Genomic DNA, 12,957 nt, shown 5'->3' with positions numbered 1-12,957 from the left:
TCTGGCCTCTCCCATTGGCGCGATTTCGTACGCCCCGCGCCGGCCGCGGTTAATTGCTGGTCGCGACCAGATCGGACATGTCGCAGCTTCGCCGCGGTCCGTCCCAGGGTTGATAGCTATTGTCTTCCGCCCGATACGATCGGTAGCGGGCGGCGCATCGGGCAGCAGCCTGCGCATTCACTCTCGTGCCGCCGACTTCATCGCTTTCGGCGATATTCTGCTGAAACGGCGAAGAGCATTCGCGGGTTTCGCCGCTATAGGATCGGTAGCTATTGGTCGCCGGATCGAAGGAGCGGTAACGCTGCGCGCACCAGGCGAGATGCTGGGCAGACAATTTTGGCTGCGGCGTCTGCAGTTCGCTCGAGCGACGAGCGGGCTGCGTCGTCGTCCTCGACGCCACGGTGGCCGGCGCTTCGGTGACATAGCTGGAATAGAGCGGGGCAATTCGTTCATAATGCTGTTGGTGAGGATCGATTTTCACCGGGTGCGTCGTCCATAGATCGCGCGCGGCCAGTTCCGGGAAAGTGTGCGGCTCGGAGTTCGCCACGACGTGCGAGGCAACCGATGCCGCGGCCATACAGGCGCCGACCGAGCTGACGATGCCGAAGGCGACGGAGGCAATACCGTTCATTGGCCCACCCCCTGCTGTTGTGCCTGGGGAACCCAAACGCGCGCGCCGGCACTGCTATCGCCGCCGGTGGCGACAAGCACGGCGAGAATGCCGGCGATTGCGAGCAGGATCGCGATCAGCGGCACGGCGAAGCCAGTGGATTTTTCTTCGGAATAGACGGCAAATGTCTTGGTCTTCATAACGATCTCTCTGCTTTTTCGACCGCGCGACGGCGTTCCCGACTGTCGCGCGGATGATTTTGAAAGATGATTTTCCAAGGCAAGACGCGGCAGGGGTCGCGTGCACGATCAGATCACTTGATAATCTGGATCACCTTGCGAGACGAAGGTTCGACTATGACACGCTCGTCATTGACCACCGCGTAAGCATATGTCGGATCGTCCGGGATGGGCGTCACGACGACCGTCTCCGGCAACGGCTGGCCGACGACAACCTTCTCCTTCACGACCACGCGCGTCGACGGGGCCGGAGCTTCGCGGACGTAGGTGACGACCTTTTGCGGCGGCGGATCAATCGCCGTGCCGACAACTGCGCCGGCAACACCGCCGATGGCAGCGCCGGCGGGACCACCGACGATCGCTCCGGTGATCGCGCCGCCGGCCGCACCGTTGACAGTTGAGGATTGGGCGAATGCGATACTCGACATCAGGGACACGGCGGCTGCCGCCCCGGCAATAAGCTTCAAGTGCATGTTTTCCTCCTTCTCTTTCAAGACGGTCTTCGCGACCGCTGGCAGAGCAACTATCTGCGCAGCGGGTCGTTCCAGGTCTCGGACCTCAGTCTGAGAGGTCCCGGTCCTTGGTCCGAAACCCATGTCAATAATCGGTGCCGGCTCTATCTGAGAATCGAAGGGAACCGCGTTGCGGACATGGCAGGAGACTGAGGGAGATGACACGATCCAACCGCCGGGAAGCTGGACGCAGGCGCTTGGCGATGCGCCTGCCGCAAATGCGGACGCTGATCATGGCGGCGCGCGAGCCGTGGCAACTCGAGCTATTCGAGGCCTATCAGATGGCGGTTGAAGCACGCGATCGTCTTCGAAAGCGAGGGTTCAATCTGAAGCTGGTGCGGGAATATGACGAGACCTGTATCGAGATCGAACAGCACGTCATCGACGCGATGCACGAACCCTCTCGTGCAAACTACTGGATGATCCCTTAATCAAGACTCCGCGCCGATCAGGCGTCCACTCTGCATTTTGATCTGCGGCTGTAACAGTTACCGAACACGGCCGGTGACGATGAACGCGCTCATGCCTCCGCTAGGGCTCGCGCCGTAGCGCGACGCTACCTGCTCCGCCACCTCATCGACGATCTCGGACATGCGCTCCGGCGCCCGCAATTCAATCTCTCCTCTGAGCGGCGAACCCTTGCAGAATGCCGCCGCAACGTGGTGGGCGGTAGCCGCGCTCGAGGTCAACGTCACCCGATCGCAGGAAACCGCCTCGAATCCCGCCGAAGAAACCTGTGCCTTGATCGTATCGGGATCAAAGTAGGAGTATGGCAAACGTTCCAGGAAGTCCGGGGGATCCGACGGAAAGAGCTGTGTCAGACATTCGTTCACACATCTTGCGAAGTCGTTGGCCGCAAGCGAATCCCATGTCGAAAACAGGAAATGGCCCCCGCTGCGCAAAACTCTTTTTGCTTCGCCATAGGCCTTGAGCTTGTCCGGAAAGAACATGACGCCGAACTGACAGATGACGAGATCGAACATTGCGTGGGCGAAGGGCAAATCTTGTGCGTCCGCATGCATCCAATGGGTCCGCGACAGCGTCAAGGACGGGGCACCGACGTCGATCATTGCCTGGCTGAGATCGGTGGCGACGATCTCAGCCGCCGGATCGAGCCTCGCGCGCAGGGCGCGTGTCAAGGCGCCGGTCCCCGCCGCGACTTCGAGCACGCTGACGGGTTTAAACCGTTCGGCGACAATCACCATCTCCGACGCATAGGGTTCGAAGAGGAGCGGCACGAGAAGCGTTTGGTAAACCTCGGCGACGTCCTCCCCGAACGACGTCAGAGGGGTGACCCATGCGGCGTCTGCGCCGTCTTCTATGTCCGCAGAAATTGTCACTCACACGTCTCCAACACCAACTCCGCTAAAGGGAAAATATGGCTGAATCGGCCATTGTCCACGGTGGTCGGACCATAGTCCCAAGCCTCTTCGACCGAAGTCCCCGGCGTGGAACGGGTGCCTCATGGCGTCGTTTGCAAGACACGAAAGGAGATCCCGCACATGAACCGCAGTAACAGATCCCATGTGAATGAGGCCTGGAGCGTCTCCGTCATCGCTCTTGTCGTCGTTCTGGCCGGCCTCCTCTATGTCTTCGGCGCAGCCATGTCGGGCGATAGCGTCCCGTTGACCGAGAGCGTCAGGGGCGCCGAGGTCTTCGATACCAGGAATCTGCCCTGATCCTGTCTGGAAAAACTCTGAAGACGCTGTAGGTTAGTCGGCAAAGTCACTTTCAGGTATCAAAATGAATTGGCTTCGCCGCTGGAATGCCCGCTCACTCGCCTCCCAATTTTTCATCGCGGGTGGCCTGGTCTCGATCGCCGTCATGTTTCTGGTGGGTATTCTCGTCACCCATCTGATCGAGGAGGCCGTCATTCACAATTCCGGCGCGGCAACGGCGCTCTACGTCGACAGCGTAGTCGCGCCGCTGCTTCCCGACATGCAAACGGAATCGCTGCTCGACGAAGGCAGCGCCCAGGCTCTGGACGAAACGCTCGGCCAGGGCGCGCTGGGCCGGCGGCTTGTGTCGTTCAAGCTGTGGCGAGCCGACGGCACCGTTCTTTATTCGAACGAGAAGGAGCTGGTGGGCCAGAAGTTTCCGGTAAGCGACAAACTTCAGAAGGCATTCGCAGGGTCGCTCGTCGCGCGTTATGAGATCGCCGGCGATCCGGAAAGCGGCAAGGAGCGCGCGCTCGGCAGACCGCTGATGGAAATCTACAACCCGGTCCTCCAGCCCTGGTCCGGCCAGGCGGTCGCCGTTCTCGAATTCTACGAGAGCGCGGAAGGACTTGCCGATAGCCTGGCAAATGCCAGGCTGCGGAGCTGGGGGGCGGTCGCCGCCCTCACAGCGATCTTCTTCCTCGTTCTCTCCGCTCTGGTGTTTCGCGGCAGCCGAACGATCGAAGCGCAGCGCAAGGATCTCAAGGAACGGGTTACGGAATTGTCGGCGTTGCTCTCCGAAAACCGCGGGCTGCAGCGGCGGCTGCAGCGCGCCTCGCAACGGGTGGCGGCGCTGAATGAAACATATCTGCGCAGCATCGGCGCCGATCTGCACGACGGTCCGGCACAGCACATCGCCTATGCTTCATTGCGACTGGACAGCGACCTCTTGATCAACGCGTCTACCCAACCCGAAGCCCGGGAAAAGGAACTTGCCTGGATCCGCTCGAGCCTGGCCGAGGCGATGGCGGAGATTCGCAATATCTGCAGCGGACTGGTGCTCCCGCAGATCGAAAAATCCACGATCAGCGAGATCGTGCTGCGGGTCGTCGAAGCGCATCAGCAAAAGACTGGGACCATTGTCGAAACGATCATCGACGAGGATGGACCCGAACTCGCGACTGCCGTAAAGATCTGTATTTATCGCTTCATCCAGGAAGCTCTGAACAATGCCTATCGCCACGGCGGCGGCGTTCAGCAAACCGTCAAAGCTGTGTCGCACAACGGTCACGTTCGTGTTGAGGTCAGCGATCGTGGCAATGGTTTCGACCCGGCGGACGTGAGGCCGACAAGCCTCGGGCTGGTGGGGCTTCGCGAACGCATCGACAGCCTGGGGGGATCCTTCGATATCAAGACAGGCGAAGAAGGAACGATGGTGACCATGACCTTCGAGCCTATGGAAGTTGGAGACTAGAGAGATGACAGCAATCACCGTCGGCGTCGTGGACGACCACCCGCTTTTTCGCGAGGGCGTAACGCGCAGCTTGTCGGAGATGAGCGACTTCGTGGTCATTGGCGAAGGCGCCAGCAGCGAAGACGCCGCCATGATCGCTTCGAACAACCGCCCCGACGTCATGCTTCTCGATGTCTCGATGCCGGGCGGCGGATTGGCTGCCATCGGCGACGTCCTGGCGCGCAGCCCGACGACGAAAGTGCTGATGTTGACGGTATCGGAGGAGGTGGACACGCTGCTTGGAGCCCTGCAACAAGGCGCGATGGGCTATGTCCTCAAGGGTGTCGGCTCCCGTGGTCTTGCCGAAGCGATCCAGACCGTCCTCAGCGGATCACGGTATATCTCGCCGACGATGTCGACAAAGGTCATGGAAAATTCGCTGCATGACTCAGCCTCCGACAAGAACAGCCTTACGCCACGGGAACGCGAGGTGATGGATCTCGTCGCTCAAGGTCTCTCCAACAAGCATATCGGCTTGCGGCTCAACCTGCAGGAAAAGACCGTGAAGCACCATATGACCCAGATTCTGAGCAAACTCGGCGTCTCAAACAGGACCGAAGCGGCCCTGCAATGGCGCGAACGTCGGTAGCGCCGCGCCGACCGGCCCTAAAACAGGATGTCGTCCGAAAACCGCTCACACTGTTCGGCATCAGCTCTAGCGAAAGAAGCGGCTCAGACGGCGTGCATCGTTGGCCGTTGCCTGACGGCTTATGATCGTCCTGCCTTTCGGGTCCTTCATGACATAGCGGCCGCTGCGCAGGCTTTCGGTGATGCCGTTTGCGTGGCGAACGTTGATCGACCCGTCGGAATCTTCAGTCGCCCTCGCCCCCACTTCTGTCCGCGAGGTGGCTGAAGAGGATCTGCCGGAGTTTCCACCCGCACTGTTGCCGGAACCATTATTGCTGCTTCCGCCCCCATTGCCGTTCCCTCCACCATTGCCTCCACCACTGCCACCGCCGTTGCCGCCGCCGCCGCCGCTGCCGCCGCCGTTTCCGCCCCCATTGCCGTTATTGCCGTCCTTTGCCTGCGCATGCTCGACCGCCAGCGTCGGCAGCGAGCCGTCCAAACTAAGCGTCAAAGGTGATGCGGCAGCAACCAGCGCGACGGCCGCACAACCACCCAATCTCAAAAAATGACGCTTGGAGATTGTCATGCCGTCGCCTCGTTCATCCGTTCTTCCCAATTCTACGCTTGCTGGACGCGCCGCGAATTTTCGCTTTTCCGAAGGTTAAATGCAACCGGACCAAAGGTACTAAAACGGGCAGGACTTTGGTCCGGCCAACCGGCCTACAGTTGAATGGGCTCATATGCGGGCGATGTCATCGCAAACGGGTGCCGGGGCGAATAATTCCACCTTCCCTTGCCGAGACGTTGCGGCTTGAGGCGCTGACGCATTTTTCTGGAACTTCTTTCTTTGTCATCGCTTTGATTGTCAAAGTGCAACAGAGGAAGCCCCCATGCCAAATCCCAACGAATCCCCGGCGGTCCAGTCCCTGCGCAAAGAGCAGGCAGAGCAGCGAAGCAAGGCCCGAAAGGGCGAGCTCGACAAGGCGATCGAAGACACGTTTCCGGCGTCCGATCCGGTTTCGATTACCCATACCTCGATACCCGCCGGTCGTAGCGACGTCGAAGCGGCTGAGCGCGTAAAGCGTGAGCCTGATCCGACAGCGATGGACCAAGAATATCCGTTGGTCGACCAGGTCCTGCGCTCGAGCGGCCGCGACCACGAGGAACTGCGTGCACTTCAGAAAGAAGCCGGCCGCATCGCGGAGTCCGCTTCGGAGCTCGCTTCCGGCACGGCACGCCTGGCAAAAGCGGAAGCGAAGAGTTTCGTCCAGGAGATCGAGGAGCGGATAAGGCGGCAGCCGTTAACGGCCGCAGCGATCGTCGCCGGCATCGCTTTCGTCTTCGGCGCGACGCGTTAAGGTGTAGGCCATGGCGACGCGATGGACCGGCGGCTGCCTCTGCGGATCCTGCCGGTATGAATTCACCGGCGACACGCCACATTCGGGTTACTGCCATTGCGACATGTGCAAGAAGGCGACCGGTGGTCCTTTCGCGGTTCTTGTCCAGGCCAAAGTCGAGAAACTCGTGTGGACGGATGCTGCTCCCGCCGTTTACCGATCCTCGCCTATTGCGACACGCGGCTTTTGCAGGACGTGCGGGACGCCACTTTACCTCCAGTACGACGGTGATGAGCTGATCCGCGTGACGGTCGGCTCGCTCGATCACCCCGAGCGGATTCAACCGGCGGGGCACTATGGCGTGGAGAGCCGCCTTGCATGGGCCGATTGCGGGCGCCGGCTTCCGGAGGAAGTGTCACAGGAGCGATTCTAGATTATGGTCGCGTCGCCTCGACAACAGATCCATGAAAATCGCGACCTATAACGTCAACGGAATAAACGGGCGGCTGGACATCCTGCTGCGCTGGCTGTCGGAGGATGTCCCCGATGTGGCCTGCCTCCAGGAGCTGAAAACCGACGAGGCCAGGTTTCCGCGAAGGGAGATAGAACGGGCCGGCTACGGCGCCGTCTGGCACGGACAGAGATCCTGGAACGGTGTCGCCATCCTGGCGAAAGGCAAGACACCGATCCTGACACGCCGCGGCCTTCCCGGCGATCCAGACGATACGCACAGCCGGTATATCGAAGCCGCCGTCGACGGCATGCTGATCGGATGCCTGTATCTGCCGAACGGCAACCCCTTTCCCAGCGCCAAGTTCGATTACAAGCTCCGTTGGTTCCGCCGCCTGCACGCCTATGCCGCCGAACTCCTCGAGATCGAAGTGCCGTCGATCCTGGCCGGCGATTTCAACGTCATGCCGACGGAGATCGATGTCTACAAGCCGGAGCGCTGGCTGGACGACGCGCTTTTCAGGCCGGAAGTCCGCAAGGCCTATGCTCAACTTGTCGCCCAGGGCTGGACGGATGCCGTCAGGCATCTGCATCCGGACGAGCGCATCTACACTTTCTGGAAATACTGGCGCAACAGTTTCGAACGCGATGCCGGGCTGCGGATCGACCACTTTCTGCTCAGCCCGACGGTGGCGCCGTGGCTTCGATCGGCAAGTGTCCGGCGAAAACCGAGGGGCTGGGAACATACAAGCGACCATGCGCCGGTCATGATCGAGCTCGACACTCCCGAAGCTGGAGGCGCCTGACCCGGAATATCGCGCAGAGAGGCCAGGGAACCTGATGATGCCAGCCGGAGTTAGCCTGTGAAAGGAGATCGCCCCGTGGCTAGCGCACCGATCAGAAGGACCGGATTCCCGCCCCACAATTCTCCAACCGGAAGTGACCGTCATGGACGAAGCCAAGAACTACCTGAACACTGACGAGATCCAGGCCGACGACCAGCTGTCACCGAAGCCGGTCGAGGGAAAGGATCCGCCGCGGCAGGTTCGCAAAAGCGAGGAAGCCGTTGCCGAAGGCTCCGACGATACCGAGCGCGTCCGGGTTCCGCCGCCAGTTGCCAATCCTGATTGAATTATGCCTGTTCCTTCGTGTCGCGATCATAAATTCCACCTGTCAACCAGGCGGGCCAATCCCGCTCGAAAAAGGATTTTTCGTTTTCATCCAGCTTGCGGTTCGGCCGGGTTGAAAGCCTGATCTCATCGGCTTCGAGGCGAACGACGATCTGCTCGTTGCGATCGGTTTCGCGCTCCCTTCGGAAGCGATAATCCTCCAACGGACCAGAGCTTGCCAACGGAAGGGATTCGCCGTCGGCATCGCAGATCGCGCGTGCCCCGCGGCTGCCGCCGCCATTGCGAATGAAGAAATCGAGCGCACTGAGCACGGCTTCGGAGGCGAGCGCCATGTGCCGCCATTGCACGCCTCGCACCGCTTCTGCGGCACGCCCGTAGGCGACGCCGCTGGCGCGAATTTCCGCGTTCAGTTTGCGGGCCTCGATCAACGCCTGGGCGACGCTCTCTTGATCGCAGATGATGCCCGCTTTCTCGCTCATTCGCGCCTGTACTGCTGAGCGGATCGCTTTGACAGTCAGCGCGCTTTCAGCGCGCAGGGCGGTAAGGAGGTCGGCAATGCCCGCCTCTGCGGCCGCCGGTATACTCACTGAGGCGGCCCGTTTCGCCCTGCCGCTGGCGCCGATGTGTTCGGCCACCCTGGTGCCGAAGACCTGCCCGGCATTCAGCGCCGCTCCACCGGGCCTTGTTACACCATGCGTGCCCGCCGCTTCGCCGACTGCATAACAGCCTGCAAGATTGCTGCGGCCCCAGGTGTCGACCATGATGCCGCCGTTCATGTGCTGATTGTTGACCGCGAATTCCAGCGGCTCTGCGGCAATGTCGATCTTGTAGCGGCGATAGAGCTCGATCGCGAGCGGGTTCATGTGCTTCAACCGGTCGATCGGCATTTGCTGATCGGCTCCGGCCTTGCCGAGATACAGGCGAACGTCCTCATCAAGTCGCCCCAGGCTGAACGGCAGGTCGCCGGGAACAGGCATCGGATTGCGGTTGAAGTCCATGAAGACGCGACGACCGGCAGCTGTTTCCCTAGAGATGGCAATATCGACCAGGCTCGAGCCGAAATCGAGCATGCGCGTCGCGTGAAAAGGCCATTGATAGCCCTTGCGGAAGATGTTCGACGCCAGTTCCTGCGTGCTGCGATAATAGCCTGCCAGAAAATGGTGTTCGACGCCTTCCCGATCGACCGAATAGATATGCGGGACTGCCTGGACATAAGTGCCCGAGAGATTCCACGGAAATCCCTCCCGACGCGTTCCGATACCGAACTGGCTTTCGGTCAGATTGACGAGCTCGACGCCTGCCTCGAGCGCCAGTCCGAGAGAGCCGAAGCAGCCATTGGGATAAACGCTGTCGCGATAGAGCTCGCCAGGCCCGCCGGCCGCAAGCACGATTACGCCGCTGACGAACAGCGCGATGCCCAGCGGATTCTCCTGCGTACGGTCGCCGGCGCGCATGGCCAATATGCCGGCGACGCGGTGATCCCCTCCCTCGCCCTCGGTGAGGATTTTGACCGCGGTGGTCTGATTGTAGAACGGCACATCGAGACGGAGCGCCTCCTCTGCCAGCACTTTGACCATCAGGCGCGAAGTGCGCGGGCCGCAGCTGGTGGCGCGGCCGACCTCGTCATGGTCGGTCTGATATCGCAGCGTTCCACCAAGCGGATCCTGCGGCAGCGGCAGGCCAAGGAACTGCAGCGACGCCATCATCCGCGAGGAGCCCACCGCCTCGACATAGGCCGTGTCCTCGTCCATGGCGCCGCCGCTGCGGATGGCGCGGGCCATCGCTCTGTAGTTGTCGCCCTGATCGGCCGTGTTAGCCGTGTGCAGAGTTTGCTTGTCCGAACCGGAGCAGGCCGAGGTTCCGCCCCAGGCGCTTTGGCTGACGATGACGACATCGTCGCCGCGCCGCTTCATTTCCACGGCCGCCCGCAGACCTGCAGCGCCGGATCCGACGATGACACAGCCGGCTCGATAGATCGGCACCTCGACACCAGCGAGCCGAGCCGTTGCCGAGGGACCGGCTTCAGGCGGAAGCCTCGGCATATCGACATCGGTCAGCGCGTCGAGAATTTCCTGCGGGACGTCTATGGTCATCAGAGTTTATCCGAGCGGGATGTCCACCCAGCGCTTTTGCCGGGAAGACTCCATGCACGCATCGACGATTTGGCAAATGTGGTGACCGGTATCGAATGTCGGCCACATCGGTCTGTTTGAGACGATCGAGCGGATCACTTCAGCGACCTCGATGATCTTGCTTTCGTTGTAGCCGATGCCGAAGTTCGGCAGAGGCAGGAAAGCTCGGAAGGTGGGGTTCTCCGGCCCCACGTCGATCTCGCGAAACCCCCGCCGTCCCGTCCGGTCGTCGTTGGAATAAAAGCGCAAGCGGTTTATCTCGTCATAGGTATAGGCGATGCTGCCTTTCGTTCCGTAGATTTCATAGGTCTGCATGAATTTGCGCCCGGTCGCGACACGGCTGAAATCGACGATGCCGCCGGCGCCGTTGGCAAACCGGCACAACAGGTTCGTCGCGTCCGGATTGGTGATATCGGCCCAGGATTCGTCGCCTGTCAGTTTCACCTGCTCGCCATAGGCAAGGCCTTCGACGACCGGCCGTCGCGGCGAGACGATGAGATTGTCGGCGATCAGCGAACTGACGCGGCCGACCAGAAAATCCATGAAGCTGAAGATATGCGAGCCCGTGTCCCCGACGATCCCCGTCGGCGCGAGCTTGCCATCGGCGCGCCACATGAAAGGCGCTGTCGGATCGCCGTACATATCGACGTGCTGGCAGCCGCGGAACAGCTTGATCTCGCCGATTTCGCCGGATTGAATGATGTCCTTTGCCAGATCATGGACGGGATTTCGTGGAAACGCGTGTCCGACACGGGTGATCACACCCTTCTCTCTGGCGATCTCGGCCAGTTCCCGCGCTTCATCGGCGGTGTTTGCCAGTGGCTTCTCGCAGTAGACATGCTTGCCGGCCAGCAAGGCCGCCTTGGCCACAGGATAGTGAAGATGGTCGGGCAGGCAGATATCGATGAGATCGACCTCGGGATCGGCGACCGCCAGCTTCCAGTCCTGATAGATCCTGGCGCCCGGCGCCCTGTTGCTGATATCCGCGACGGCCTCGGGATTGCCTTCGACAAGCGCCACGATCCGCGCCGTTCCGTCCGAGACGCCGAAGAAATGCGGAAAGGTCTGATAGGCCATGGTGTGGACCTTGCCCATCCAGCCAGAGGCGCCAAGCACTGCAACTCTCACTTCAGACATCGTCGTTCTCCTTAGCGGATTTCTGCGCGGGCTCGAGGCCTGGTGTCGTTGCGTTCATAGGCGAAAATGGCAGAGGGCAGCGCAGGTAACCCCCGAATAAGGTCCGAGCCCTTTTCGCCGACCATGATCGTCGGCGCGTTGGTATTGCAGGACGGCACGCGCGGCATGACGGAGGAATCGCAGACTCGGAGACCTTCGAGGCCATGGACCTTGAGATCCAGCCCGACCACCGCCTCCGGCCCCGTTCCCATCTTGCAGGTGCCGACAGGGTGATGATCGGTCTTGGCGTTGGCGCAGCCATAATCGAAGAGCTGCTCGTCGGTCATGACCTTCGGCCCGGGAAGCCTTTCGGCCATGACATAGGGCTTCAGCGCCGCCTGCTGCATGATCTCGCGGGCGATCTTGAGCCCCTCCAGCGACATCTTCCTGTCGTGCGGATCGGACCAGTAGTTGGGATCGATCAAGGGTGCAGCACCCGGGTCGGCGGATGACAGACGCACCGTCCCTCGCGAGCGCGGATGCAGATAGGCGGAGTTGAGCGTCACGCCCGCATTTTTGAGCCGCTCGACGCCGGCTTCGATGCCTGATCCCAGGCCGAGGTGGAACTGGATATCGGGAGACCGCGCTTCGGGATCGGCATACCAGAAGCCGCCGGTCTCGAAGAGCGACGAGGCCACCGGACCGGTGCGGAACAGGACATATTGAACCCCGGCCCAGAGCGTGCGGTGCAGCTTCGCGGCGCCGTCATAGGTGTGATCGCCGGTGCATTCGGCGATGACGAAAAGATCCAGGTGATCCTGCAAGTTGCCGCCGACACCGGGCAAATCGTGGTGCACCTTGACGCCCACCGATTTGAGGTGATCGGCCGGCCCGATGCCCGACTGCAAAAGCAACTTCGGCGATCCGATTGCGCCTGACGACACCAGGATCTCACGTTCGGCGCGCACGATCTCCAAGCCGCGCGCGGTGGCGATCTCGACCCCTGTCGCTCGACCTGCTTCGACGATGATCCGCGCGACGCGCGCGCCCGTCCGCACCGTCAGGTTCTTCCGGTCCTTGATGGGCGAGAGATAGGCGAGCGATGCCGAGGACCGGCGGCGGTTGCGCTGCGTCAGCTGGTAAAATCCGACGCCGGCCTGCTGGCGGCCGTTGAAATCGTGGTTATAGGGAATGCCGAGCTCCTGCCCTGCACGGATATAGGCGTCGCAGATCGGCAGCGCTGCCGCCGGCATCGAAACACCCAGCGGACCGCCATAGGCGTGGTAGTCGTCGGCGAAGCGCTGATTGTCCTCGGCCCGTTTAAAATAGGGAAGGATCGAGCGATAGTCCCAACCCTCGCAGCCGTCTTCGCTGGCCCAGAGATCGTAGTCGGCCGCGTTTCCGCGCGTGTAGAGCTGGGCGTTGATGGAGGAGCCGCCGCCGATGACCTTCGCCTGGGTATAGCGAAGCACCCTGCCCTTCATGTGCTTCTGGGGAACGGTCTGCCAGCCCCAGCTGGCCACGCCCTTGGTCATCTTGGCGAAGCCGGCAGGCATGTGAAAAAGCGGGTTCCAGTCGCCGCCGCCCGCTTCGAGAAGCAGTACTTTGACATCGGCATCTTCGCTGAGCCGGCTTGCCAGGACGCAGCCTGCAGGGCCGGCACCGGTGATGATATAATCGAATGCCATTTCAC

General features: G+C 61.4%; 16 protein-coding genes. 8 read left to right on the top strand and 8 right to left on the bottom strand.

Features of this window, described 5'->3' with window-relative positions; all coding sequences use genetic code 11:
• Nucleotides 1–49 precede the first annotated feature (49 nt).
• The 3 genes from N2597_RS07115 to N2597_RS07105 all read right to left on the bottom strand — a co-directional run bounded on the left by N2597_RS07115 (nt 50) and on the right by N2597_RS07105 (nt 1,322).
• Complete coding sequence (locus tag N2597_RS07115; protein ID WP_183596672.1) at nt 50–631, bottom strand: BA14K family protein; 582 nt, start codon at nt 629–631, stop codon at nt 50–52.
• Complete coding sequence (locus tag N2597_RS07110) at nt 628–810, bottom strand: hypothetical protein (RefSeq protein ID WP_183596675.1); 183 nt, start codon at nt 808–810, stop codon at nt 628–630. Before N2597_RS07110 ends, N2597_RS07115 begins: the two co-directional genes overlap by 4 nt.
• 113 nt (nt 811–923) lie before the next feature.
• On the bottom strand, nt 924–1,322 hold the full coding sequence (locus N2597_RS07105) for a DUF1236 domain-containing protein (protein WP_039623193.1): 399 nt from the start codon (nt 1,320–1,322) through the stop codon (nt 924–926).
• Between the two features lie 197 nt (nt 1,323–1,519).
• On the opposite strand from N2597_RS07105, the gene N2597_RS07100 reads away from it, so the two are divergent.
• Nucleotides 1,520–1,792, top strand: coding sequence for a hypothetical protein (locus N2597_RS07100; protein ID WP_038688367.1), 273 nt, complete (start codon nt 1,520–1,522; stop codon nt 1,790–1,792).
• A gap of 57 nt (nt 1,793–1,849) precedes the next feature.
• On the opposite strand, the gene N2597_RS07095 is transcribed toward N2597_RS07100, so the two are convergent.
• Entirely contained in the window at nt 1,850–2,701 is an 852-nt protein-coding gene (locus N2597_RS07095; RefSeq protein WP_183596678.1) for a class I SAM-dependent methyltransferase, read from the bottom strand.
• 162 nt (nt 2,702–2,863) lie between these two features.
• Here N2597_RS07095 and N2597_RS07090 point away from each other — a divergent pair, with 162 nt between their 5' ends.
• The 3 genes from N2597_RS07090 to N2597_RS07080 all read left to right on the top strand — a co-directional run bounded on the left by N2597_RS07090 (nt 2,864) and on the right by N2597_RS07080 (nt 5,121).
• Nucleotides 2,864–3,040: a hypothetical protein gene (locus tag N2597_RS07090; RefSeq protein ID WP_038688363.1), complete on the top strand. Its 177-nt coding sequence runs from the start codon at nt 2,864–2,866 to the stop codon at nt 3,038–3,040.
• 64 nt (nt 3,041–3,104) lie between these two features.
• Nucleotides 3,105–4,493 carry a sensor histidine kinase gene (locus N2597_RS07085; protein ID WP_077994052.1) on the top strand — a complete coding sequence of 463 codons (1,389 nt, stop codon included), beginning with the start codon at nt 3,105–3,107 and terminating at the stop codon, nt 4,491–4,493.
• 4 nt (nt 4,494–4,497) lie between these two features.
• The gene (locus N2597_RS07080) at nt 4,498–5,121 is read left to right on the top strand and encodes a response regulator (protein WP_038688360.1); all 624 of its coding nucleotides are present in this window, start codon (nt 4,498–4,500) and stop codon (nt 5,119–5,121) included.
• Between the two features lie 66 nt (nt 5,122–5,187).
• On the opposite strand, the gene N2597_RS07075 is transcribed toward N2597_RS07080, so the two are convergent.
• Nucleotides 5,188–5,685, bottom strand: coding sequence for a hypothetical protein (locus N2597_RS07075; RefSeq protein WP_179363880.1), 498 nt, complete (start codon nt 5,683–5,685; stop codon nt 5,188–5,190).
• 304 nt (nt 5,686–5,989) lie between these two features.
• Here N2597_RS07075 and N2597_RS07070 point away from each other — a divergent pair, with 304 nt between their 5' ends.
• The 4 genes from N2597_RS07070 (at nt 5,990) to N2597_RS07055 (ending at nt 8,017) form a co-directional block, all read left to right on the top strand.
• Nucleotides 5,990–6,457: a hypothetical protein gene (locus N2597_RS07070; protein WP_010060035.1), complete on the top strand. Its 468-nt coding sequence runs from the start codon at nt 5,990–5,992 to the stop codon at nt 6,455–6,457.
• A 10-nt stretch (nt 6,458–6,467) separates the two neighbouring features.
• Nucleotides 6,468–6,869 carry a GFA family protein gene (locus tag N2597_RS07065; RefSeq protein WP_183596681.1) on the top strand — a complete coding sequence of 134 codons (402 nt, stop codon included), beginning with the start codon at nt 6,468–6,470 and terminating at the stop codon, nt 6,867–6,869.
• Nucleotides 6,870–6,900: 31 nt separating this feature from the next.
• The gene (gene xth / locus N2597_RS07060; protein ID WP_183596685.1) at nt 6,901–7,692 is read left to right on the top strand and encodes an exodeoxyribonuclease III; all 792 of its coding nucleotides are present in this window, start codon (nt 6,901–6,903) and stop codon (nt 7,690–7,692) included.
• Between the two features lie 142 nt (nt 7,693–7,834).
• On the top strand, nt 7,835–8,017 hold the full coding sequence (locus N2597_RS07055) for a hypothetical protein (protein ID WP_038688354.1): 183 nt from the start codon (nt 7,835–7,837) through the stop codon (nt 8,015–8,017).
• Between the two features lies 1 nt (nt 8,018).
• Here the strand turns inward: N2597_RS07055 and N2597_RS07050 are convergent, their stop codons facing one another.
• From N2597_RS07050 to N2597_RS07040, 3 genes are read right to left on the bottom strand one after another with little or no spacing between them, the layout of a single operon-like run.
• Nucleotides 8,019–10,109, bottom strand: coding sequence for an FAD-dependent oxidoreductase (locus tag N2597_RS07050; RefSeq protein ID WP_183596688.1), 2,091 nt, complete (start codon nt 10,107–10,109; stop codon nt 8,019–8,021).
• Nucleotides 10,110–10,115: 6 nt separating this feature from the next.
• A complete protein-coding gene (locus tag N2597_RS07045; RefSeq protein ID WP_183596691.1) occupies nt 10,116–11,285 on the bottom strand; it encodes a Gfo/Idh/MocA family protein in 1,170 nt (389 codons plus the stop codon).
• Nucleotides 11,286–11,296: 11 nt separating this feature from the next.
• Nucleotides 11,297–12,952, bottom strand: a complete 1,656-nt coding sequence (locus tag N2597_RS07040; protein ID WP_183596694.1) for a GMC family oxidoreductase — start codon at nt 12,950–12,952, stop codon at nt 11,297–11,299.
• Nucleotides 12,953–12,957: the final 5 nt, after the last annotated feature.

It is taken from the genome of Rhizobium sophoriradicis (genome assembly GCF_025200795.1).
Taxonomy (GTDB): Bacteria; Pseudomonadota; Alphaproteobacteria; order Rhizobiales; family Rhizobiaceae; genus Rhizobium; species Rhizobium sophoriradicis.
This window is presented reverse-complemented; position numbering and strand designations above follow the sequence as displayed.

Coding starts and splice junctions, on each gene's coding strand:
- N2597_RS07115 (WP_183596672.1), bottom strand. CDS start 631: ATGAACGGTATTGCCTCCGTCGCCTTCGGCATCGTCAGCTCGGTCGGC.
- N2597_RS07110 (WP_183596675.1), bottom strand. CDS start 810: ATGAAGACCAAGACATTTGCCGTCTATTCCGAAGAAAAATCCACTGGC.
- N2597_RS07105 (WP_039623193.1), bottom strand. CDS start 1,322: ATGCACTTGAAGCTTATTGCCGGGGCGGCAGCCGCCGTGTCCCTGATG.
- N2597_RS07100 (WP_038688367.1), top strand. CDS start 1,520: ATGACACGATCCAACCGCCGGGAAGCTGGACGCAGGCGCTTGGCGATG.
- N2597_RS07090 (WP_038688363.1), top strand. CDS start 2,864: ATGAACCGCAGTAACAGATCCCATGTGAATGAGGCCTGGAGCGTCTCC.
- N2597_RS07085 (WP_077994052.1), top strand. CDS start 3,105: ATGAATTGGCTTCGCCGCTGGAATGCCCGCTCACTCGCCTCCCAATTT.
- N2597_RS07080 (WP_038688360.1), top strand. CDS start 4,498: ATGACAGCAATCACCGTCGGCGTCGTGGACGACCACCCGCTTTTTCGC.
- N2597_RS07075 (WP_179363880.1), bottom strand. CDS start 5,685: ATGACAATCTCCAAGCGTCATTTTTTGAGATTGGGTGGTTGTGCGGCC.
- N2597_RS07070 (WP_010060035.1), top strand. CDS start 5,990: ATGCCAAATCCCAACGAATCCCCGGCGGTCCAGTCCCTGCGCAAAGAG.
- N2597_RS07065 (WP_183596681.1), top strand. CDS start 6,468: ATGGCGACGCGATGGACCGGCGGCTGCCTCTGCGGATCCTGCCGGTAT.
- xth (WP_183596685.1), top strand. CDS start 6,901: ATGAAAATCGCGACCTATAACGTCAACGGAATAAACGGGCGGCTGGAC.
- N2597_RS07055 (WP_038688354.1), top strand. CDS start 7,835: ATGGACGAAGCCAAGAACTACCTGAACACTGACGAGATCCAGGCCGAC.
- N2597_RS07050 (WP_183596688.1), bottom strand. CDS start 10,109: ATGACCATAGACGTCCCGCAGGAAATTCTCGACGCGCTGACCGATGTC.
- N2597_RS07045 (WP_183596691.1), bottom strand. CDS start 11,285: ATGTCTGAAGTGAGAGTTGCAGTGCTTGGCGCCTCTGGCTGGATGGGC.
- N2597_RS07040 (WP_183596694.1), bottom strand. CDS start 12,952: ATGGCATTCGATTATATCATCACCGGTGCCGGCCCTGCAGGCTGCGTC.